17 protein-coding genes are annotated in these 21,950 nt (G+C 62.2%); 12 read left to right on the plus strand and 5 right to left on the minus strand.

The genetic code is table 11. The features are described from left to right. Nucleotides 1-8: 8 nt before the first annotated feature. Together HG800_RS02530 and HG800_RS02535 are read right to left on the minus strand one after the other, a co-directional pair. Nucleotides 9-1,025, minus strand: a complete 1,017-nt coding sequence (locus HG800_RS02530) for a glycosyltransferase family 2 protein (RefSeq protein WP_169973312.1) — start codon at nucleotides 1,023-1,025, stop codon at nucleotides 9-11. Continuing rightward, nucleotides 985-2,100: a sugar transferase gene (locus HG800_RS02535; protein WP_169973314.1), complete on the minus strand. Its 1,116-nt coding sequence runs from the start codon at nucleotides 2,098-2,100 to the stop codon at nucleotides 985-987. Before HG800_RS02535 ends, HG800_RS02530 begins: the two co-directional genes overlap by 41 nt. Nucleotides 2,101-2,285: 185 nt before the next feature. Here HG800_RS02535 and HG800_RS02540 point away from each other — a divergent pair, with 185 nt between their 5' ends. The 4 genes from HG800_RS02540 to HG800_RS02555 all read left to right on the plus strand — a co-directional run bounded on the left by HG800_RS02540 (nucleotide 2,286) and on the right by HG800_RS02555 (nucleotide 8,752). Continuing rightward, the gene (locus tag HG800_RS02540) at nucleotides 2,286-3,374 is read left to right on the plus strand and encodes a glycosyltransferase (protein WP_169973316.1); all 1,089 of its coding nucleotides are present in this window, start codon (nucleotides 2,286-2,288) and stop codon (nucleotides 3,372-3,374) included. Between the two features lie 77 nt (nucleotides 3,375-3,451). Next, nucleotides 3,452-5,017 carry a glycosyltransferase family 39 protein gene (locus tag HG800_RS02545; protein WP_169973318.1) on the plus strand — a complete coding sequence of 522 codons (1,566 nt, stop codon included), beginning with the start codon at nucleotides 3,452-3,454 and terminating at the stop codon, nucleotides 5,015-5,017. A gap of 13 nt (nucleotides 5,018-5,030) precedes the next feature. Continuing rightward, nucleotides 5,031-7,358 carry a hypothetical protein gene (locus tag HG800_RS02550; protein WP_169973320.1) on the plus strand — a complete coding sequence of 776 codons (2,328 nt, stop codon included), beginning with the start codon at nucleotides 5,031-5,033 and terminating at the stop codon, nucleotides 7,356-7,358. Between the two features lie 56 nt (nucleotides 7,359-7,414). After that, nucleotides 7,415-8,752, plus strand: a complete 1,338-nt coding sequence (locus HG800_RS02555) for a glycosyltransferase family 4 protein (RefSeq protein ID WP_169973322.1) — start codon at nucleotides 7,415-7,417, stop codon at nucleotides 8,750-8,752. On the opposite strand, the gene HG800_RS02560 is transcribed toward HG800_RS02555, so the two are convergent. Continuing rightward, entirely contained in the window at nucleotides 8,737-9,549 is an 813-nt protein-coding gene (locus HG800_RS02560; protein WP_169973334.1) for a hypothetical protein, read from the minus strand. The genes HG800_RS02555 and HG800_RS02560 overlap by 16 nt on opposite strands. Nucleotides 9,550-9,691: 142 nt before the next feature. Next, nucleotides 9,692-10,807: a hypothetical protein gene (locus tag HG800_RS02565; RefSeq protein WP_169973336.1), complete on the minus strand. Its 1,116-nt coding sequence runs from the start codon at nucleotides 10,805-10,807 to the stop codon at nucleotides 9,692-9,694. A 403-nt stretch (nucleotides 10,808-11,210) separates the two neighbouring features. On the opposite strand from HG800_RS02565, the gene rsfS reads away from it, so the two are divergent. After that, nucleotides 11,211-11,750: a ribosome silencing factor gene (gene rsfS / locus HG800_RS02570; protein WP_169973344.1), complete on the plus strand. Its 540-nt coding sequence runs from the start codon at nucleotides 11,211-11,213 to the stop codon at nucleotides 11,748-11,750. A 55-nt stretch (nucleotides 11,751-11,805) separates the two neighbouring features. Next, a complete protein-coding gene (gene argS / locus HG800_RS02575) occupies nucleotides 11,806-13,650 on the plus strand; it encodes an arginine--tRNA ligase (RefSeq protein WP_206352091.1) in 1,845 nt (614 codons plus the stop codon). Between the two features lie 301 nt (nucleotides 13,651-13,951). Here argS and HG800_RS02580 read toward each other — a convergent pair whose 3' ends face one another. Beyond that, the gene (locus HG800_RS02580) at nucleotides 13,952-14,515 is read right to left on the minus strand and encodes a hypothetical protein (RefSeq protein ID WP_169973346.1); all 564 of its coding nucleotides are present in this window, start codon (nucleotides 14,513-14,515) and stop codon (nucleotides 13,952-13,954) included. A 339-nt stretch (nucleotides 14,516-14,854) separates the two neighbouring features. Here HG800_RS02580 and HG800_RS02585 point away from each other — a divergent pair, with 339 nt between their 5' ends. The 6 genes from HG800_RS02585 (at nucleotide 14,855) to HG800_RS02610 (ending at nucleotide 21,777) form a co-directional block, all read left to right on the plus strand. After that, nucleotides 14,855-16,042 carry a hypothetical protein gene (locus HG800_RS02585; RefSeq protein WP_169973348.1) on the plus strand — a complete coding sequence of 396 codons (1,188 nt, stop codon included), beginning with the start codon at nucleotides 14,855-14,857 and terminating at the stop codon, nucleotides 16,040-16,042. Between the two features lie 367 nt (nucleotides 16,043-16,409). Then, on the plus strand, nucleotides 16,410-16,679 hold the full coding sequence (gene rpsN, locus HG800_RS02590; protein ID WP_152050692.1) for a 30S ribosomal protein S14: 270 nt from the start codon (nucleotides 16,410-16,412) through the stop codon (nucleotides 16,677-16,679). 307 nt (nucleotides 16,680-16,986) lie between these two features. Continuing rightward, complete coding sequence (locus HG800_RS02595) at nucleotides 16,987-18,456, plus strand: neutral/alkaline non-lysosomal ceramidase N-terminal domain-containing protein (protein ID WP_169973350.1); 1,470 nt, start codon at nucleotides 16,987-16,989, stop codon at nucleotides 18,454-18,456. 316 nt (nucleotides 18,457-18,772) lie between these two features. Beyond that, a complete protein-coding gene (gene pyrR / locus HG800_RS02600; protein ID WP_169973509.1) occupies nucleotides 18,773-19,303 on the plus strand; it encodes a bifunctional pyr operon transcriptional regulator/uracil phosphoribosyltransferase PyrR in 531 nt (176 codons plus the stop codon). Nucleotides 19,304-19,358: 55 nt separating this feature from the next. Beyond that, the gene (locus HG800_RS02605; protein ID WP_169973352.1) at nucleotides 19,359-20,324 is read left to right on the plus strand and encodes an aspartate carbamoyltransferase catalytic subunit; all 966 of its coding nucleotides are present in this window, start codon (nucleotides 19,359-19,361) and stop codon (nucleotides 20,322-20,324) included. Between the two features lie 151 nt (nucleotides 20,325-20,475). Next, nucleotides 20,476-21,777 (plus strand): dihydroorotase, encoded by a 1,302-nt coding sequence (locus HG800_RS02610; RefSeq protein ID WP_169973354.1) that lies wholly within the window; start codon nucleotides 20,476-20,478, stop codon nucleotides 21,775-21,777. Nucleotides 21,778-21,950 lie beyond the last annotated feature (173 nt).

Genomic DNA, 21,950 nt, shown 5'->3' on the forward strand with positions numbered 1-21,950 from the left:
CCGGAGCTTTACGGATTGGCGTAAGCTCCGGCCTTCATCGGTTGAGCAAGATGATCGACCGCTGCCTGAACCGGTGCGACCCCCAGCCGAAAGTTCGGCTTTGAAACAGCCGTACTGGCAAGCCCTCGCCGATGAGCCCGACACTTCAGGAATCGGGGAAGCTCGGCGACCGCATCACATTTACCAAGCAAAAACGCACCCGCCCTTCCCTTCGACAGCTTCCAGAGCAGTTGGACGGCGAGGAATCCCAGATGCGGGATCAACGCTGCGGCCAACCAGCCCAGCGGCAAATTCGACCAGAACAGGGCCTCGGCATTCTTTGCCATGCGGCGGTGTAGGCTCGGGTTTCCGTGGTCATAGGTGGCGGAGACATCGTGCAAGATTCGGCATTCCGGCTCGAAGACGCAACGATACCCCGCCCATCTCAGACGAAAGGCCAGATCGACATCCTCATAGTACGACCCGTACGAAGGGTCGAACGGACCAACCTTGCGTAGGGCCTCGGCCCGGTAGAAGGCGCTTGACGCGCTCGCTCCGAAGACCTCTCCTGAGGGTTCGACCCTCCATCGCTCGGCCGGCTGGCGGTGCCCTCGCTTTGATGGCCAGCCGAAGAAGGCATAGCAATCACCGGCGGAATCAACCCGATCAGGCTGGGATCGGACAAGGACCAGCGGCGCGACTGATCCGACATGGGCATCTTCAAACGGTGCAAGCCCCGCCTCGGCCCAGCCTTCGCAAACCTCGGCATCATTATTCAAGAGCTGGATGATCGAGCCCCGGGCTGCGGCGATCCCGGCATTGGCGGCCACGCAGAAGCCCCCGTTCCGTTCCAGGCGGATCAGACGGACTTCGGGAGCGTGTGCCTTGACCCAGTCGGCCGAGCCGTCGAGCGAGGCATCATCGACGACAATCACCTCCAGGTGCAGCCCTTCGGGGCGGTGCACGCGGAGGCTTTCCAGGCAAGCGGGTAGCAGGTTTCGGCCGTTATGCGTGGGTATCACGACCGAGAGCGTCGGTCGGTTCACGGTCTACCCTCCGGTTGCGAGGCATACCCCAATCCACCTTGCCGAAGGCGACGTGCAGGGCGGTCATGAACAGAATTTTGATGTCGAGCCAGAAGGACCAGCGGCGCACGTAGTCAAGGTCATACTGAAGTCGCTTCCTGATCGACGTTCGGCCCCGCCAACCATGCACCTGAGCCCAGCCTGTCAGTCCGACCGGAACCACATGGCGCAACGGGTAATCCGGCACCTCCTCTTGAAATCGCTCGACGAAGATCGGTCGCTCGGGACGAGGCCCGACAAGGCTCATCTCACCTTTCAGGATGTTGATCAGTTGTGGCAGCTCGTCAAGACAGGTATGCCGCAGCCAGTCACCGATCGGCGTGCATCGGTCGTCGTGGTTTGCGGCCCAAATGGGGCCGGTCTCGATCTCGGCGTTCGGTTTCATGCTGCGAAACTTGATGATCTTGAACAGTCTGCCACCCTGCCCGATTCGTTCCTGGGTGTAGAAGATCGGCCAACCCGAGGTCTTGTAAATCAGTAGAGCGATAGCCGCAAAGAGCGGAGAGAGCACCAGAAGGCCGAGTGCCGCGAAGGCCAGATCGAGCAGTCGCTTGGCGATTCGGCCCGTGTGAATCGACTCGCCGATGGTGTGCGAAGGTTGGTAGCGGTGGTGAGGGATGTCAGTTCGAGAACCAATCGCGTGTGAGGGGGTTCCCGTCTCGTCAGACATCCAGTGCACTCGTAGCTCGGGGTTTTGGAGCGCATGAAGTTCCGGATCGGAATTCCGGCTCGGGTGATCGGAGAGTGCCACGATGATATGCGTTGCCCGAGAACTCCGGATCACTTCCGAGAGTCGTTCCAGGCGGCCAAGGACCGGAATCGGCTCGGAGCCGGGATGAATGGCCAGTTGTCGCCCTCGGCCCGAGCGATCCACGAACCCGACGATCCGTAATCCAGACCAGGGACGTTGATCGAGCATGGTTCCCAGGCGCCGAAGCCGGCGACGTGCCCCGACGATCAAGACGCGCCCCGATTCCGAAGAACCGCTTGCCCGGGACGAGACGGAGGGCTGATCAGGGGAGGATGATTCCTTCATCGGGTCTGCACCGTTCCCTCGGTGTCGTGGGAAGCGGCCGGATTCGAGCCGGCCACGCGATTACCGCGAAATCGGCCTTCAGCGAATCGGCTCAAGCGTTACCATCGGTCTGGTTGTCCTGGAGATTCCAGAGATTCTTACGAATCCTTCTCCGGCGCCATTTCCCGAACGAGGGCCGAGCTCGGATGACCATCGCAACGCTCGAAGGGCCGCAATGCCCAACGCCCCCGACTCTGGCGATTGTGATCGTCAACTTCAACTCCTGGCCCGATTGCGAGCGTCTGGTTGAGGCGATGGCGAGTTCTCTGGAGCGGATCGACGGCCGTTGCGAGCTGATCCTGGTCGACAATGCCTCGGAGACTCCGCCGCCATCCCATTTCGAGAACCGATCGGGGATTCAGATCATTCTGTGCCCTGACAATGCCGGTTTTGCGGCAGGAGTCAATACGGCTTGGCGACGGACTACCGCGCGTTGGCTGCTTCTCCTGAATCCAGACACCTTTGCCGACGCCGATTTTCCCGAGAAAATTCTTCACCGAATCGCCTTCTACGAGGCCAGGACCGAGGGTCCTCCGGGTCTTGTCGGTTTCGCCTTGAGCAACGAAGACGGAACCCGGCAACACTCGGTAGGATCATTCCCGACACTGGCCGGCTGCCTTCGCGAAGTCTGGACCCCGCGATCACGTAGGAAGTACTGGTCGCTGGGCCGAACACGACCCGGACCCGTTCCCTGGGTGACAGGAGCCTGTCTGCTCGTTCAGGCGTCGGTCATGGAGCAGATCGGGGGGATGGACGAAGACTTCTTCCTGTACCATGAAGAAGTCGCGCTGTGTCGCTTGGCAAGGGATCGGGGATGGACCGTTGAGTTCGACGACTCGATCACGCTCGGGCACCTCCGCCCCTTGCAGTCGAGACGGGTGAACCCGGTGCTTCGGGTCGTGACGCGACACAGTAAGTTGCTGTATTTCCTGAAGTTCCGTCCACGCTGGGAAGCGAGGATCTTGGCCTGGGTGATCACCTTTGAGGCGCATGTCCGTCATGCCTGGTGCCGGTGGATCGGCCAGACGGAAGACGCGAACGCGTGGAGGGCTGTCGGATCGATTGCCCGGACGCTCGGCTCGGATCGAGGGCTCCGGGGGATCGAGGTACGCCGGTTTGCCGAACAAAGCGTTCGAGACACGGCCCCCGGCTGCCGCATGGGGTCCCGTCGAAGGCTCAAGGGATCCCGCGGGGATCGGCCGATTCGCCTCGACGCTCGGAAGCGATCGCGGTAAAACCCGCTGATCAGAGAACCATCCTGCCACGAATCGTGACGGGAGGCTGGGGATCTCGCGTCCCAGGGAGGGGTCGCATGAGCCGATTGCAACATGGATTTATCGTCGTCCTGCTGATGATCGCGGCCGGGAACCTCTTGATCTGGAAGACCTCGCGGACGTCGATCATCTACGCCGACGGTCTCCGCTACATTCGCCAGGCCAAGGTGATTGAAGCCGGAGAGATCGTCGGGGGATTGCTGAAGTCAATCGATCATCCGGCTTACCCGGTCGCCATTGCACTGGCTCATGGGTTGGAAGGGGGAGACGAACCGCTCGACTGGCAACGCGCGGCCCAGTTGGCCTCGGTCATGGCTGGGATTCTCCTGGTTGTGCCGATGTATCTGGTCGCCCTGGAACTGGTCGGGGCTCGGGCAGCCTGGATGGCTTGCGTCCTCTCCTTCGGTGCTCCAGTGCTGACAAACGTCCTGGCGGATGTGCTCAGCGAGGGGAGCTTCCTCCTGTTCTGGACCTGGGGAGTTTGGGCCGGTCTTCGGTTCCTGAAGGATGGGAGGTTCGTCTGGCTCGGTCCGATGATCGCCGCCACCATCCTTTCGTATTTCACGCGTCCGGAAGGCCTTTTGCTTCCCCTTTCCATGATCATGACGCTGGCCCTGATGCCGGCCTTGAAAACGACCCGTCTGGAGTGGTCACGCTGGTGGGCGGCGGTTGGGATTCTCGTCGTTGTCCCGGCCCTCGTCATCGCTCCATTTATGGTCAGCAAGGGAGGTATTGGAACGAAGCCGGCCATTGCTCGACTGATCGGGACCGCGGCCCCGTCCGGAGCCGAGGCGGTGGAACGCAATCGGCCCTTCGACCCGAATCAATCAGTCGGCAAGACGTACCTGGTCGCTACCAAGGTGGTGTTCGAATCGATCCGGGATGCGGTCACCGTTCCGATCTTGCTTCTGGTGCCTATCGGGTTGTACCGGGCCAGACGAGACGCAAGATCCGCTCGGCAGGGGCTCTTCTTCGTCGTGCTTCTGCTGATCGCCTTCCTCGGGCTCATGAGACTGCATGCGACGGGCGGCTACTGTAGTCCGAGACATGCCATGATCCCGGCGATGATCCTCATCCCGTTCGCGGCGCTCGCCGTCGATTTTCTCCTGCGGTCGATCACCATTCCGGGACGCCTCCTCGGAGCCTCAGGAGAGGCGATCCGACCCGGCCCGATTTTCTGGCTCCTGGCCCTTGCCGCATTGATCTTGCCTTCGGTTCCCCGACATCAAGAACCCTTGAACGGACCCTTTGCGGCGTACCGGGATGCCGCCGAATGGCTCGCCGATCATGTGCAACCCGGTGAGAAGGTTGTGGACCTGACCGGCTGGAGCCAGTTTTACGGGAACTATTCGGGTTACACGTTTGCTGACGTGATCTACGCCGGAGCCGATCAGGACGCTCGATGGGTGGTAGCGCGAGAAGCTCACGTCTACGGGAAGTGGGATTACTGCGAAATCCTCCGGTCCTTGATCGGTCCGCTGTCTCCCGAAACCATCGTTCCCAAGGGAGCCGACCCCGATCAGGCTCGCGTCTACATCTTCGACCGGAAGGTCCCGGGCGACCTTGTGCTGATGGGAACCCCTTCCGATGTCGTCCGACGCTGAGGAGACAACCCTCATGCTTCAGGATCGACGACGCGAACTCCTCCATCCTCCCTCTGCGAATGGGGACCGGTACGTGGGCACCAATGCGACCGATCACGACCCCTCGACGCTCGATCGCAAGCACTCCTGGTGGACACCCTTCGCGGTGTCTGCCCTTTATCTGATGGCGATTGTGGGGGCGACCTGGCCCTTTGCCAGAACATTCACCACACGGCTTCCATCGACAGCCGATCCCCTACAGCATCTCTGGGTAATGCGTTGGTACAAGCAGTGCCTGATGCAGGGTCGATCCCCCCTGGTCTGCCCCGATCTACAATTCCCGCTCGGTGCCCCGATAGGGAACTTCTCTCCGCTTCACCTGCAATCGCTGATCTATTTGATCCTCTCGGCGATCACAGACAACGACGTGCTCTGCTTCAATCTTCTCTGGCTGTTCGGCTTCCTGCTAACGGGTCTGGGAACCTTTTTCCTGGCACGCTCCGTGCTTCGGGATGAGGCCGCGGCCATGCTGGCCGGTCTGCTGGCAATGCTGAGTGGTCCAGTTTTGGTCCACTCACATGCTCATCTTGAACTTATTTACGTTGGTGGATTTCCGATCTTCTTCCTCGCCTGGATGCGGCTGGTCGAGCGGCCGGGATGGGGACGATTGATGGCCGCCGTGGCGGGGTTCATCCTGCTCGCCATGTGCGCGGCGTATTTCATGGTCTTCGCCATCTTCCCGGCAGCCCTGTATCTGGGTTGGAAGGCGTCGAGGCAGCCCAAGCAAGAGGTTCTCGGCTGGCTTCGGGTTCGAGGACGCTGGATCACCGGCTTCGTCGCAGTTTGTCTGCCGTTTCTGATGCTGCTCTTCGCCGGTCAGATCTGGAACGTCCTCAACGGTCAGGCAGGCATTCGACCCCGATCAGAGTTCGATCGTTATGGGGCTCCCTGGTGGGCCTATCTCGTTCCGATGCCGGGACAGGTCCTCCAGGGATTTTTCCCGATCGACGTGTACGGCGCGACTCGGACGCCGGGCGAGGGCATGGCCTATCTCGGGATCGTCTGTCTGGCGCTTCTCGCGCGGGCCTGGTGGGGAAAGGTCCAGTTTCGGGATGCGGGCTTTTGGTGGTGGTCGGCGGCAATCCTGGTGCTGCTCTCGCTTGGATCGTCTGTGCAGTACGGTCCTCACCGCATCGCCATGCCAGCCGGCTGGCTTCGAGACTGGGAATGGTTCGTTCCCTTTCGCCTGATTCGTGTCCCCGCGCGGTTCAAGCTGTTTGTGCCGGTCTGTACGGGAATCCTCGCCGGAGCGGCCTGGATGCAGCTTCGCACCCGATGGACCAAACCGATCACGAGAGGTCTTGCCCTGTCCGTCGTTTTGCTCATTGCGGTGGTGGACCTGGCTCAGGTCCCTTACGGGGCCGAGGAGCTGCCTCCCATGCCAGGAGCCTATGCCTGGCTCCGCGAGCACTATCCCGATGACGCCTGGGTCGACATCCCGCACATGAACTCCGGAAATGCTCATTCATTCAACGCACGACTCACGTACTGGCAATCGCTGCACGGCGGACAGACAACCGCCGGTTACTCCGGACATCAGAACCGGCCCCACGACGATCTGATGAGCTGGAATTCTCCCTTTGCCGACACACGGATGATGCAAGCCACCTTCCCCGGTCCCTCCGGGACGGAACAGTTTGATCTCATCCGAAATGCTGACTTCCATGATTATACCTGGCTCTATCTCACACACCACGACTTGCGCTTCGTGGTCCTGCATCGGGCAAGTGAGTTCCCAACCGATCAAATCAACCGAATGGCCGAAGTGCTCGATCATGCCCGCTGCTACGACGATGGATCCGTGGTCGTCTTCGACCGTGAATTGATGCCGAAGCCCCGAGCACCAGTCGCACTCTCCTCCCAGAACTGGGGAGGCTATTATCTCTTGCCCAGGGATGGATTCGTTCGCCTCGCAACCGAGTCTTCTGCGATCGAGTTCGCCAATCCCGACCCGAACGAGCCCCTTGTCTTTGCCTTCGAGGCCCGGGCACTCGGTGGACCTCGGACGGTGACTTTAAAGGAAGGGGATCGGGACCTCTGGAGCTGGAACGTGGTTCCTGGGGGATTCAATCTTTACGTGAGTCCCCCATTCACACTGCCTGAATCTCAAGGCAAGTTCCGCCTCGAAAGTGACGGAGCACTGGCACTGTCTCGGGTCCGAAAACGGTTTGAAGGAGAACGCTCAGCCGTCTCGATGGTTGTTCGGGGTGTCTGTCTTCGACGGGCCAACGACGAGGAGCGATTGTCACAACGCGTGCTAGCGTTCGGGCCAACGAGTTCGACACCGAGCCGGATCCAATGACGGAGTTTTCGATCGAAGAACCGAGCGACCTTCCCGACGCGAGGAGAGATCGACCGATGCGGATTGCCTGGTATACCCATCGCTATGCCCCGTGCCTCGGAGGCGCGGAAACCTACGGTCGAGCGATGGTCCGCCGTCTGGTCGATCAGGGTCATGGCGTCGATGTCCTCACGAGCGATGCCCGCGATCTCTGGTATTTCAACGATCCCCGGCGTGCCCGACTCGATGAACCGCCCGTTTCGACCATTGACGGGGCTCGTGTGCGTCGATTCCCCGTCCGACACATCCCGATGCAACGCTATTTCGGGAAGCTCCTGAGCTACGCCCCGCACTGGCCGACGCAATGTCGGTTCGCCTCGTACATGCCTCTGATCCCGGAATTGGAACGGACAAGTGAGACCTACGACGCCGTGTTTGCGGTCGGTTTCCCGTTCACAAACTTTTCCTTCGCGGCCTGGAAGAAGGCTCGATCGTGCGGAGCGCCGCTGATTCTCACCCCGTTTCTCCACCTTGCGACGCCGGGCGATCCGGTCCACCGCCATTACACGAAACCGCACCAGTTACGATTACTTCGGGAAGCCGATGCGGTGGTCGTCGTCACCGAACTGGAATCCGAGGCCGTGGCGGGATGGGGAATCCCTCGATCCAGAATCGTCAAGGTCTCAATGGGATATGAGCCGACCGAGGTTTGCGGCGGTCGCGGCGATCGGTTCCGCGAAACGTACCGGATCGGCCCTTCCCAGCCGATGATCGGCCACCTGGCCACATTGGATCCGAACAAGGGGACGAACGACCTGGTCCAATCGGTCATGGCCCTGAACGCCCTCAGAGCGGCCGATGATCCGGTCGCGCTCGTTCTGGCAGGGGTCAGCTCACCCCATTTCGAGCGATTCGCGGCGGAACTCCCGTCATCGACGAAGCGCTGGCTGATCCGCACCGGCCCCCTCTCAACGACCGACAAGGCAGATTTTTTTGACGCCATCGACGTCTTCGCCATGCCCTCTCGGACGGATTCGTTTGGCATCGTCTTTCTCGAAGCTTGGGCGAATGGCAAACCGGTCGTTGCCGCCGCTGCTGGCGGGGTGGCCGAGGTTGTGGAACATGACCGGACGGGGGTTCTCGTGCCGTTCGGCAATGTTGAGAAACTCTCCTCGGTGCTGGAGTGGCTCATCGATCAGCCGGAAACGGCCCGACGCCTTGGCGAGGCCGGACGCCAGCGAGTCGCACAGGGCTGTTCGTGGGACGAGTGCTTCGCGACCATCGCAGCGCAACTCAACCGGTTGATCAGGCGAAATCTTCGAATGGACCCGCAAGCAACGGCCCTCCCCGAATCCACTGACCGGATGATCCAAACTAGGCCGATGAACGTCGGTCGGTCTCAGGTCGGGCGTTGATTCCGGAGGCGATCGCGCCGAACCAATCGCTCGCGACGATTGCGCTCGCTCCGAAGCCGAATCAAGGGCGGTCGATGGGGGTTGCTCGGTCGATCGGTCTGATCGTACCGTGCGTCTCCGGCATTTCGGGTCGTGGCCTTCCTCGTCCTTCCCCCGTGTGAGGGAACCCAATCGGGGGCATCAAGCCCCCAGCGATCGCAGCAAAGACAGTAGGCGTGCGCCGGAAGGGGACGCGATTGACAGGCAGGGCACACGTCTGATCCTGTTTCCTGGCTTCCCGACCACCCACTGAGGTTGCTTCCGAGCAGAAGCGTTGGTCGGGGTGGCTCACCCTGCCCTGCCCCTCGACGGAAAGTCCCGAATCGGCCGTTCGCCTGGTATCGGGCCGCGCGCTCATTGGCTTCGATCTCGAACTCGGGACCGGGGTGAGGGTCGATGATCGCGAACAACGGCGCCATCGAGGTCGATCGAGTCACCTGCGGAGGTGGCTCCGCCTCTCCTTCCCTGGCCCACCGGAGAGTCCGGGGAGGATCAATTTCGATTAGGTGGCACCCGAAACGCTTGGCCGCGAGGACCGAGAGCGTAACAACCAGACCGTCGGGACGCTCCCAGACATCAATCCATCCTTCGATATCCATGTCAGCGAGTTCGTCGATCAGGGCCTCCTCGTCAATTCCGGTCGCCTCGATCACGTCGTCCGGAGTGCTCCAGGCGTATGGAGCGTTGACGATGGCTTCGACAATTTGAATCCAGCGTTCAGGGATCGCTCTGCTGGAGAAGGAAGGGGCTGTACTCACCGCTCACACTCCGGTCGAAGATCGCTCGCGCCCCGAGGTAAGGGCGCGTTGGCGAGAGGTTCGAGAATTTATCAGAATGGTCTTCAAATTCTTGTATGTGAACACTTGACTATGTCGCGGGAAGTGCGATGCGAGCGGATGCTCAAGGGTTCGAGCCAAGATCCATCGAGGCGTCATGCTCCTCCGTTGCCTTCGCGCCGAGGACCGAGAATTCCTCGGGCGTGAACCCTCGGCGACCCATGACCAGGCCGATCGGTTCGTCAGGACCGGCCAGTGGCATTCCCTCGACGCGGGAGGCTCGCTCCAGATCGGCATCGGACGGAGCCTGAAGTGCCGGCATCGCTGCTTCTGCCTCGATGATCATGGCGATGCGATCGGCCTCGGCCCGAGCGACCTCCGATTCCTCGGCTCGGGCTTCCGCTTCCCAGGCTCGAAGGGTCACGAGCGCGGCATCGGGAAAGCGATCGAGCCCATTGAGCACCCGTCGGACCCAGCCGAGCGAAGCGCCCTCAGGAGCATTCCTGGCGAGCATGAAGGCGGCGACACAGGCGTTCGCATCGTGAGCAGCGAGCGCATGCTCGGCGAACGCTTCCAGGTCATCGGTCGATCCCCCGTCGAGCTGCTCAAGATACCGACCGACGAGTCGAGGATTGACCCGATCGGGCCGATCGCAGACCAGATCAATCTGGCGCTGATCATCCGGATCGGGGGCCATGGGGCGATAGGCTTCGAGCTGTCGCCTGGCCCATTCCCGGGCTGCTTCGTCCCGAGCGAGCGTGGCGATTTCGTGAAATCGGAGCAGGCTGTCCAGCGAAGGGGCCGGAACGCCTCCTGCCACCGGACGAAGGTACGCCTGTCCCTTGAACTCCTCCTCCCGGTTGCGCAGTTGCTGCTCGATTAGCGAGTCGCGTAGCAGTCGGTTCGTCTCCCGTTGCAGTGATTCGAGTGAGGCGGAATCCCGGGATCGCTCTCGCGTTGAGGCAACCTCTGCCAGTCGATCGAGAAACGACCTCGGGACCGCGCTGAAGCCGACTGATTGTTGCGAAAGCGACTGGCGAATTTCAGCGGCGGTCTCCGCAGCGAGTCGTCGGGCCACCTTGGGGGTTAATTCGCCTCGCCGGACGTTGCGTTGCAGCTCGTCGCGGCGTGCTCGGAATCGGGCAAGCTCCGCCTCGGCTTCGATTGAAAACGCCGAGCTGGTTTCAACGCTTCGGACACCAAGAGGACCAAGCGTTTTTCGAAGGGGATTCAGCGCCATTTCGATTCACTCCACGGTGCGAGTCACATGAGGGTGTTCAATCGAGAGCGACCCAATCGTCCACTGCACAACGAGAACGCCGTGCCCAAGGAGGGTCGTCGATGACAAGGGTTCAAGACCAGAAAAGACCGGGCTTCTGCGATAAGGACAAGACCTTCGTCCTTCGGCCCTTACCATCACTATCGAGATTCAACCGACTCTTAGTCACAAAACCGCCAAAGTTTTTCCGATCCGAACAGCCTGACGGGTTCTTGCGGCCGTGGTCGAGGAATGCGAGGACTGGTAGAATCAACCAATCGCACGAACCGGAAACGGTCGTTTCGGGTCAATTGAGATCTGCTTCCTGACTCTCCGTTCAGTCTTCTCCCTCGCTCGGATGATCCGAGCCCATTCGCGAGCTCCCATGCCCGACACCAACGCTCCCAAACCCGAAGGCTCGCCCGACGAGGAATCGCTCCGAGAGGAATTCCCGGTCCTCCCGCGCCGAGCTCGATACCACGACGTCCAGGACGACATCGACCCCGCCTCGGTGTCGCGATCGAGTCCCGAGCGACAGGAATCAGCCCTCGCGCTGGCCAAGGTCTGCGCCCGGATCGCGCAGGAAAACCGCGCTAAGGATGTCGTGCTGCTTGACCTGCGGCAATCGACGCCGTTGTTTGATTACTTCGTCGTCATCACCGCCCCATCCCGCCGGCAGCTTAACGCCATCATCTCCGAGATCGATCACGAGATGAAGCAACGCAAGGAGTTCAAACTCGGGATCGAAGGGTCCGAGGAAGGTCGCTGGACCCTGATTGACTACGGCGATTTCGTCGTTCATGTCTTCTCGGAAGACGCCCGAGAGTTCTACTCCATCGAGGACATCTGGGGCGATGCCCCCCGCATCGAATGGAATGAGGACTCCTCCTCGTTTCCGACTGCACCTGACCAGCCCTCCGCTTGATTTCCAGAGATCCCTCGCCTCCCCCAAGACGCCGCTGCCACCCATGAACGTGTTGATGCGCCTCCGCCGAGCGTTTGCCGACGCTGCTCCCGAGGGAGTCTCCCCCGACGAATTCGCCCAGGCCGTTCGCCCGAGCACCGACCCCAAGTTCGGCGACTACCAGGCCAACGGCTGCATGGCAGCGGCGAAGCGCGCGAAGCAAAACCCCCGCGAACTCGCCGCCCAGGTCGCCGATCGTGTCACGCTCGATCCGATAGCCGACCCTCCCGAGATCGCCGGCCCCGGCTTCCTCAACGTCCGCCTGCGCTCAGAATGGCTGACGGAGGTGCTTGAAACCCTCCTGAACGATGATCGACTCGGTGTCGAGCCTGTCGAGGCTCCCGAGACGATCATCATCGACTACTCCTCGCCGAACGTCGCCAAGCCGATGCACGTCGGCCACATCCGTTCCACCGTCATCGGCGAGAGCCTGGCCCGTCTCCTTTCCTGCCTTGGTCACAAGGTCATCCGCGATAACCACCTCGGCGACTGGGGCCTCCAGTTCGGCCAGATCCTCTGGGGATGGAAGTATCACCGCGACCCCGACGCCTACGGCCGCGACCCCGTCGGCGAACTCGCCCGCCTCTATCGCCTGGCCGCCTCGAAGATGAAGCTCGCCGACGACTATGGCCCGAAGCTCGACAAGGTCCGCTCCCTCGAAGTTGAAGGCAAGGCCGAGGAGGCCGACGCCCTCTTTGCCAAGCTCCTCGGCGATTCCGGCCTGTCCCGCTCCGAAATCGAATCCGCCGTGGCCGAAGGAAAATCCGTCGTCGAGCAGGCCCGCGACGAAACCGCGAAGCTCCATGCCGGCGACCCCGAGAACCGCCAGCTCTGGGAGCAGTTCATGCCCCACTGCCTCGGCGCCCTCGAAGGCATCTATGAACGCCTCGGCGTCCGCTTCGACGTCCAGCTCGGCGAGAGCTTCTACGACGCCATGCTCCCCGCCGTGGTCGACGACCTGAAGGCCAAGGGGCTCGCCGAACCCAGCGAAGGGGCCACCGTCGTCTTCACTCAGGCGACCAAAGCCCCGATGATCGTTCAAAAACGTGACGGCGCCTTCACCTACGCCACCAGCGACCTGGCCAAGGTGAAGTACTGCGAGGACGAGTTCCACGCCGATCGCCTGCTCTACGTCGTTGATAGCCGCCAGGGAGACCACTTCAAGCAGGTCTTCGACGTGGCCAAACGCTGGGGATTCGCCGACGTCCGCTTCGACCACGTCGCCTTCGGCACCATCCTCGGCGCCGATCGCCGCCCCTTCAAGACCCGATCCGGCGACGTCGTCGGCCTCGAATCCCTGCTCGACGAGGCCGTCGCCAAGGCACTTGAGGTCGTCAACACCAACAGCCCCGACCTCTCCGACGACGAACGCTCCCGCGTCGCCGAGGTCGTCGGCATCGGCGCCGTCAAATATGCCGACCTGTCGCAAAACCGTCTGAGCGACTACGTCTTCGACCTCGACAAGATGGTCGCCATGACCGGAAACACCGCCACCTATCTCCAGTACGCCTACGCCCGCACCCGCTCCATCTTCCGCAAAGGGGAAACCACCCCCGAGGCGATCCGCGCCGCCCGCCCCCCCATCCTCCTCACCCACCCCGCCGAGCGTTCCCTCGCCCTCACCCTCGTCCGCCTCCCCGAGACCCTCGACACCGCCGCCTCGGAGCTGAAGCCGAACATCCTGACCGACTACCTTTTCGGCCTCGCCAACGACTTCAGCTCCTTCTTCGAGCAATGCCCCGTCCTCAAGGCCGAGTCCCCCGAGCGCCGCTCCAGCCGCCTCGCCCTCTGCGATCTCACCGGCCGCACCCTCGCCTTCGGCCTCAACGTCCTCGGCATCGACGTTGTCGATCGCATGTAAGGCGATCAAGCATCGGCCCCACGTTTGTGTTATTGTGTGCGCGTGCTCATGTCTCAATCGAACGCTGGGTGCCACTGGCTCTGCCAGTGCTGGGCCGGACCGGGGCACTGGCAGAGCCAGTGGCACCCAGATATTAGCACCTTTCATCCGCCAGTGCCGCCCCGCCGTCGCTGTCATCGATGCCCGGCTTCTCCTGAACGCCTCTCATCGCTTCGCGAACCGGACAACTCGGAAGTTGTCCGGGCCACCCGCGGACAAACTTAACTCGGAAGGTGATCTGGCTACTCACATACGCGCTGCATTACAGACGTTTGATGCTGATATGAATTGTCTGTCCAGAAGTCTTGACACCTTGGAATTTCTTACTCGTATCATAGGCGCTCCCATCAAGCGGGATAGAAGACTCGTTGATATGGATGTCGAAATCTCCACACCACTCGTCGGCTCCGTTCGTGGCACCGTCCCGATCCATAACCCAGCCAGAGAGACGGATGACTGCACCTTTCCCAACGTTGATCATCTTGGAAGCATCGAGATCAATATTCCGCCCTGGGTCGATGCTCAGGTCTTGGTTTCTCGGTCTGTGGACCACTTGCTGTCCGTTGATGTCGAATTGCCAATAGTAATCGCCATTATTGCCAGCAAAAAATGTGTCCGGTTTTCCATGAATATCGAGACGACGGTAGGTGACCTGAAGCTTGACCGGTTGGCTGGTATCGCCCTTCTCGCCCTTTGCAACAATCTCCTTCGCGAGTTTCTTGTATTCTGTCAGCTCCGCGTGTTCCTCTTGTGCATGGGTTGCAGACGAGCAAAGCGAGGCGATCAGGCAGGTGCAGGTTGCCACAGGCCAGTACAACCTTTGCATGTGAAGCTCCTTTTGTGATACCCGGGTTGAAATGCTTGGGCGAATATCTTCGCTTCAACACCAGATCGTCCATCTAACCATATGGGGGTTGGTTGAGACGGGACAAGCGAAAATCGAGAAAAATATTGACGAAAGGCGTGAAGCAACCATGCCCAAACTGCTCGATCCCCGCCTCACAACCCGGAAAAAGTGACTACGACCCTCGATTTTCTCGATGATCTCAAGTGTGAGGCCGATCCCCGTCCGCGCCGACCGACCTTCGGCAAGGCAAGCGAGGATCAGCCAGGAATCAGACGCACCTTGTGACTCCATCGCACCCCATCGAATCGAGGCGGCACCATGACCCCGAACCCTTCGCACCCGATCGGCCCGAACTCCGAGACAATCCAGCAATCACCCGGCGCCAACGCAATCACCCACGGCCTGACCGCGAAACGCCTGCTCTGCAATCAGGAACGGGAGCGCATGGAGGTCATCGTTGCGCAGTGGACGACCAAGGCGTTCCCGGAAACGCCGCCGGAACAGGCGTTGATCGCGTCGGCGGCAATCGAATATGTGCGCTATTTGCGGTGCGTCGATGCCGAGGAGGCACGCCTCAGGCCGGGCATCCATCAGGCGATCAAGGACTGGCAGGAGCAGCGCCGTCATGCCATCCGTCGCAAGGCCCAGGACCTGAAGCACAACCCCGAAGCTGTCATCGCCGAGATGCACGAGAGCGCCTTCGGCATCGACTGGATGCTCCGGCACTGGACGCAGTTGCGATCGGCGATCGTCTCGGGGAGAGGCTGGATCGGCTCCGACCTGATCACCGCCATGAACCTGCTCGGTCACGCGCCGACCCGTCCGACCGACCCGCGAGGCGAACCTGCCTTCGTCTGGGAGAACGCCGCCGTCGGCTTCCCGAAGACCTTCCACCACGCCGGCGAGTCTATCGGCGACCGTGCCGCCGCCGATCGCCTCCTCGCCTTCGTCAACGACCAAATCGCCCGGCTCGAAACCCTCCGGCCGATCGTCTGGGACGAGGTCGACGCCCCCCAGGCCCAGGCCGTCGAGGCCGCCGCCCTCGTCGACACCTCCAAGGAGGGTCAGCTCCGCCACCGCTACCGCCGCGACGCCTTCCGCGACTTCCACAAATCCCTCAACGCCTTGACCCGCCTCCGCTCCGAACGCTCGAAAACGTTCGCCCGCGAGACGAAGCTCATGAACGCCTCCTCCTCCCGACGTACCGAGGCACCCGCCTTCGTTCCTCCTCCGCCCCCTGCCCGTCCCGCACCGACCCCCCTCGATTCTCGAAACGAACCTCCGCAGCGGCCCGATTCCGAGGGGGCCGATTGTCATAACCCCCAATCAGATCAGGCGATCCGCAATACCACTTCCGACCCTTCCTCCCCCGTCTCTCAGCGCACCGAACCGCGCACCGAGGAGCGCACCGAAACCGAGCGGACCGATCCGAACCCCCCGTCCGCTGCGATCGTCCCTCCGCAATCCACCCCCCGAACCCCCCGAGATACGCCGAATTCACGCTGACCGACCAATCCACTCATCCCAGCCACCTCCGAAGCCCCTCGGATCTGAGGAGCCGCGTCCAACGTCCCCTCCGCGGATTCCCCTTCTCCCTTCGGATTGGACCTTGCGAGCATCCTTGAGACGACGGCCGCCCCAACGTGAACCGCCCTTGACGTCGCTCCGATCCACCACGAGCCCCACGTCCCTCGCTCCTTGGCAATTCGAAATCGAACGGAAGCAGAAGAACCATCTTCCCGGAAGGCGTTGCGGGCGGGTATGATCGTCTGATTCGAAGCCTCGCGGTCGATGGTCCCCTGCACGGACCAACGTGAGGGAGGAATTCCGGGTCCGGTCCGGGTATCGCTGAGTCCTGAGTTGGAGGGCCGAGATGGCCTCGAAGTCAAGCGTCGAGAAGATGAAGAAGATCGAGGAGCTGATCGCCAAGTACGCCGAACGGCGCAAGCAGCTCAAGGAAGCCGGCGACTACGCCGCCCTGGCCCGCCTGCCCCGCAATTCGAGCAAGGTCCGCCACCGCAAGATGTGCGCCCTGACCGGCCGATCCCGCGGCAATTACCGCAAGTTCGGTATCTCCCGCATCATGCTCCGCCAGCTCGCCCACGAAGGCAAGATCCCCGGCATGAAGAAGGCCAGCTGGTAACTTCGCTTCCACAGGGCCGGGCGGTTTCCGCGTCTGTCCGGCCTTCCGTCCGCTCGGTGGGATGCGCCCAACTCCTTCCCGTCGAACCCCCCTCCGCTCCAGAGCCAGGCCAGTCGGCCCTTTTCTTCTGGGGCTTTGGTGATGACGGCCGCCGTCCCCCATGCGGCGGTCCCGTCAGGCCCCCGTGATTCAACGCAGCATCCCGCGTTCGGGGCCTTGCATCGTTTGACCGGCATCGGGAGACTGGCCTTCGTGGTCCGGGACCACCCGCGACCCTCGATTGTCCACGTCGACAGGATTCGATGCCATGACGAGAATTCCCCCCGATCGGTTGGTTTCCCGAAGGCTCCTCGCTGCATGCCTTGCGCTGGCCTCGATGCTGGTCGGCTCCTCGACGATCAATGCCCAGGATGCCGAGCCTGCCGGCCTTCGCGCCGGGGCGGCGACGAGCAACACCACCCCCGCCCTGGGGTCGTCTCTCAACGGCAACATGAGGGACCAGCTCGCCTCGAACGTTCACGACGAGACGCACGCCCGTTGCCTCGTCCTCGACGACGGAACCAACCGCCTGGCCATCGTCGTGGTCGATCTCTGTATGATTCCGAGAGAAGTGGTCCTCGACGCCAAGCAGCAGATCGAAGCCGCCACCGGCATCCCGGCCGATCACGTCCTGATCTCGGCGACCCATACGCACTCGGCCCCGACCTGTGCCCCGGTCTTCCAGAGCGACACCGTTCCGGGCTATCCCGAGTTCCTCGCCCGACGCATCAGCGACGGTGTCCGACGCGCGGTCAACAACCTCGAACCGGCCGAGGTTGCCTGGGGAGCCGGATCGAACGATCGCCAGGTCCACAACCGTCGCTGGCACCTGAAGCCCGAAGTCACCCTCACCAACCCGTTTGGCGGGACCGACAAGGTTCGGATGAATCCGGGGGCCGGCAGTCCCGATCTCGTCAAGCCGGCCGGGCCGATTGATCCGGAGGTCTGGGTCCTCTCCGCGCGATCCCGAGACGGCCGCCCGATCGCCCTCCTGGCGAACTACTCCCTCCACTATGTCGGCGGGACCCGCGGTGGCGAGGTGTCGGCCGACTACTTCGGCATGTTCGCGAACCGGGTTGCCGAGTTGCTCGACGCCGACCGGCTCGACCCTCCCTTCGTGGGGATCATGTCCAACGGCACCAGCGGCGACATTAACAACATCAACTTCCGAGAGCCCCGGGCCGCTCGCCCGCCTTACGAACAGATGCGGCTCGTGGCCGACGAGCTGGCGACCGAGGCGGCGAGGGTGGCCCAATCGCTCGACTACCGATCCGACCTGACCCTCGACGCCCAGACCACTGAGCTTCAGCTTGGTGTCCGCTTGCCGAGTTCCGAGGACCTGGAGCGAGCCCGAGCGATTGTCGAGGCCGCCGAAGGGCCGATCATGACCACGCTCGAACAGATTTATGCCCGCGAATCGATCCTCCTGAGCGAATACCCCTCGACCGTGCCCGTTACCCTCCAGGCGCTTCGGATCGGCGACCTCTCGATCGCGGCCATTCCCTGCGAAGTCTTCGTCGAAATCGGCCTGCAACTCAAGCAGGAAAGCCCGTTCCCCTCAATTTTCACCATCTCCCTGGCCAACGGCTACAACGGCTACCTGCCCACCGAAGCCCATCACGAGCTGGGCGGCTACGAAACCTGGCGAGCCCGATCCAGCTACCTTGAGGTCGACGCCGCCTCGAGGATCACCCAGGCGGTACTCAACCTGTTCTCCACCTTGAGGTCCAGGAAGTAGACTCCCCTTGGACCCATCAACCAGAACTGCGAAGTGAGGAGCGACGCGTCTCATGAAAACTTCATCGAAGCTTTGACGTTTCCTGAAGGACTGACGCCTTGGAATCTCGTATCCTTCTCTCAGTCACATCCCCCTGGGCCAACGCTGGGTTGCACGACCCCTACCGACCCCCCCGGCGTTGGCCTTTCCCCTCCTTCTCGATCCCTTCTCCAACGGCTGGGACAGGCATCGCTTGCTTGTCGGACGCGCCTTCGGCTGGTACGATCGCCGCGTCGAACTGGTCGTGCGCTGATCGAGAACCGAGGTCCATCGGATGATGTCGCGAGCCGAATCACGCCTCTGTGGGCCGGACGTCATGGACGAGTTGCTCCAGGACCTTGCCCGGCAGATTACCGAGGGACGGATGCCGCAGACTCCCCTCTGCCTCATCGGCATCCGGACGCGAGGCGTGCCCATCGCCGATCGTCTGGCCGAGCTGATCGGCGGAGCCGTCCCACCGGTCGGCGCAGTCGACATCACCCTCTACCGCGACGACCTGGGCCGTCAGGGCCACTGGCCGGTGCTTAAAGGGACCGACATTCCCTTCGAGGTCGACGACGCCGAAGTCGTTCTGGTCGACGACGTGCTCCACACCGGCCGCACAGTCCGCGCCGCCTTGAACGCCGTGTGCGACCTGGGACGACCGGCCCGCGTTCGGCTAGCGGTCCTGATCGACCGAGGCGGCCGTGAACTCCCGATCCAGGCGGATTACTCGGGAAAGTTGCTCGAAGTTTCCACCGGCGATCGGATTGAGGTCCGCCTGACCCCGATCGACCCGGCCGACGAGGTCGTCCGCGTTGGCCCGTGACTGCGCAAGACCCGCCTTCCTGACTGATCGGCTTTTCGGCGAAGGAGGAACCGCCGTGAGCACTGTGCCGGCCTCGGCCGCGACCTGGACACGACGCCACCTGCTCGGACTCGAAGACCTCTCCGCCGAGGAGATTATTGCGATTCTCGACACCGCGGAGTCCTTTGCCGAGGTCTCCGACCGTCCTCGCAAGAAGGTTCCTGCGCTGCAAGGCAAGGTCGTCTTCAACCTGTTCTTTGAAAATTCGACCCGCACCCGGACCAGTTTCAGCCTGGCCGCCAAGCGTCTTTCGGCCGATGTCCAGGACTTCTCGGCCAGCACATCAAGCCTCTCGAAGGGGGAGTCGTTCATCGACACCGCCCGCAACATCGAGGCGATGGGCAGCGACGTAATGATCGTTCGCCACTCGATCTCCGGGGCCCCTCACCTGCTGTCCAAGCACGTCCGTTCGTCAGTCATCAACGCCGGGGATGGTGCCCATGAACATCCCACCCAGGGCTTACTCGACCTCCTGACGATTCGTCGCAAGAAAGGACGGATCGAGGGTTTAACCGTCGGCCTGGTCGGCGACATTGCCCACTCCCGGGTCGCCCGTTCCAACATCTGGGGCCTGACGAAACTCGGGGCAAAGGTGATTCTCTGCGGTCCTCCCACCCTGGTTCCCCGCGGTTTCGAGCAACTCGGCTGCGAGGTTGCATATCACCTCGATGAGGTCTTGCCACGGCTCGACGTGATCAATGTGCTTCGCATTCAGGCCGAGCGCCAGCAGCGCGGCCTCTTTCCTTCCGTATCGGAATATTTCTACTTCTACGGTGTCACCCAGGAGCGAATCCTTCGGTCTCGCCCCGATGTCCTGCTCATCGCTCCCGGCCCGATCAACCGAGGGGTCGAACTGACTCCCGAGGTGGCCGATGGTCCCAACTCAGCGATCCTTGATCAGGTCACCAACGGGCTGGCGGTTCGCATGGCGGTCCTGTACCTCGTCAGTGGGCGAGCCGCCCTTGCGAATCAGCCCGATTGACCATTGGCCCGCCGCCGACCAACAGAAAATGGGATGATGAACGGCTCGTCGTCATCGACCCCGACGTGCAGAATTCTCTACAAGTCGAGGAGACCCCGCTCGTGCTCGTCGGATGCGAGGTCGCCCGTGTTGCCGTGAAGGACTCCTTGCCGTGAGCACCATCCACATCAAGGGCGGCCGCCTCATCGACCCAAGCCAGGGCATTGATGCAACGCTCGACCTCTGGCTCCGCGAGAAGCAAGTCCTGGCCGTTGGTCGCGACGGCCCAGATCAGGTGGACGAGGTCATCGACGCAACCGGGTTGATCGTCTGCCCCGGCCTGATCGATTGCCACGTTCACCTTCGCGAGCCAGGCAATGAGGAGGACGAGACCATCGCCACCGGAGCCGATGCGGCCCTGGCCGGTGGTGTCACTACGGTCGCCTGCATGCCGAACACGATCCCTCCTCTCGATACCCCCGGGGGGGTCGAGTACATCGTCCTTCAGGCCAAACGCGCAAAGAAGTGCAACGTCTATCCCGTCGGCGCCGTCAGCAAAGGGCGAAGCGGGTCCGAGCTGGCCGAGTTGGGCCGCCTGGTCGAGGCCGGTGCCGTTGCCTTCACCGACGACGGCGCTCCGGTTGCCAACCCCGCCTTGATGAAGCGAGCATTGCAATATGCAAGCATGTTCGACAAGGTCATCATGCAGCACTGCCAGGTCATGGAGTTGACCGAAGGCGGTGTGATGAACGGGGGGTTCCAGTCGATGCGCCTCGGGATACCCGGCATGCCTCCCGAGGCCGAGGACATCATGGTGGCTCGGGATATCCGCCTGGCCGAGGTCACGGGGGGCCGACTGCACATCCAGCACATCTCGACCGCAAGGGCGGTCGAATGTGTTCGGGAAGGAAAGCGACGCGGGGTTCGCGTGACGGCCGAGGCTTGCCCCCATCACTTCACCCTGACCGACGATCGGCTCGCATCCTTTGATTCACACTTCAAGATGAACCCGCCCTTGCGGACGCAGTCCGATGTCGAGGCTGTGATTGAAGGGCTGACCGACGGAACGATCGAGGTTCTCTCTACCGACCACGCGCCTCACGCCCCGGAGAAGAAGGCCCGCGAGCTGAACCTGGCTCCCTTTGGGATCATCGGACTCGAAACGCTTGTGCCATTGACCATCTCGTACCTGATCGAACCGGGGCATCTCGACTGGCCGACCGCGATCCGGATGCTTACGATCGCCCCGGCCCAACTGCTCGGTCTAGAACATCGCAAGGGAAGTCTTCGCCCCGGATTCGACGCAGACGTGACACTCCTTGACCCCGCAGCCCGATGGGTCATCGATCCCAGTCGTTCACGATCAAAAAGTCGAAACACCCCGTTCGGCGGCTGGGAAGTGACCGGACGGGCCCACACGGTCATTGTCAATGGTGAGGTCCGGTTCCGTTCTGGTGAGCTGACCACTTCGTGATTCCCCTGGGCTAGAAGATGGCTTCCTTAAAAAAGTCGGGCCGGACCATGCGCCGATCACGCTGAAGATCATCGTAAGGTTCGACGCGGTTTGAACCGAACGATTGGTGGCCCGGCTCGTCCAAGCACCCTGCCGGGCTCCTCGACTCCACTGTTCTCCTCACCTGGGGAGCC

The sequence above is a fragment of the Tautonia rosea genome (assembly GCF_012958305.1).
GTDB lineage: Bacteria > Planctomycetota > Planctomycetia > Isosphaerales > Isosphaeraceae > Tautonia > Tautonia rosea.

Coding starts and splice junctions, on each gene's coding strand:
- HG800_RS02585 (WP_169973348.1), top strand. CDS start 14,855: ATGACCCCGAACCCTTCGCACCCGATCGGCCCGAACTCCGAGACAATC.
- argS (WP_206352091.1), top strand. CDS start 11,806: ATGCGCCTCCGCCGAGCGTTTGCCGACGCTGCTCCCGAGGGAGTCTCC.
- HG800_RS02550 (WP_169973320.1), top strand. CDS start 5,031: ATGCTTCAGGATCGACGACGCGAACTCCTCCATCCTCCCTCTGCGAAT.
- rsfS (WP_169973344.1), top strand. CDS start 11,211: ATGCCCGACACCAACGCTCCCAAACCCGAAGGCTCGCCCGACGAGGAA.
- rpsN (WP_152050692.1), top strand. CDS start 16,410: ATGGCCTCGAAGTCAAGCGTCGAGAAGATGAAGAAGATCGAGGAGCTG.
- pyrR (WP_169973509.1), top strand. CDS start 18,773: ATGTCGCGAGCCGAATCACGCCTCTGTGGGCCGGACGTCATGGACGAG.
- HG800_RS02545 (WP_169973318.1), top strand. CDS start 3,452: ATGAGCCGATTGCAACATGGATTTATCGTCGTCCTGCTGATGATCGCG.
- HG800_RS02580 (WP_169973346.1), bottom strand. CDS start 14,515: ATGCAAAGGTTGTACTGGCCTGTGGCAACCTGCACCTGCCTGATCGCC.
- HG800_RS02535 (WP_169973314.1), bottom strand. CDS start 2,100: ATGAAGGAATCATCCTCCCCTGATCAGCCCTCCGTCTCGTCCCGGGCA.
- HG800_RS02555 (WP_169973322.1), top strand. CDS start 7,415: ATGCGGATTGCCTGGTATACCCATCGCTATGCCCCGTGCCTCGGAGGC.
- HG800_RS02540 (WP_169973316.1), top strand. CDS start 2,286: ATGACCATCGCAACGCTCGAAGGGCCGCAATGCCCAACGCCCCCGACT.
- HG800_RS02565 (WP_169973336.1), bottom strand. CDS start 10,807: ATGGCGCTGAATCCCCTTCGAAAAACGCTTGGTCCTCTTGGTGTCCGA.
- HG800_RS02595 (WP_169973350.1), top strand. CDS start 16,987: ATGACGAGAATTCCCCCCGATCGGTTGGTTTCCCGAAGGCTCCTCGCT.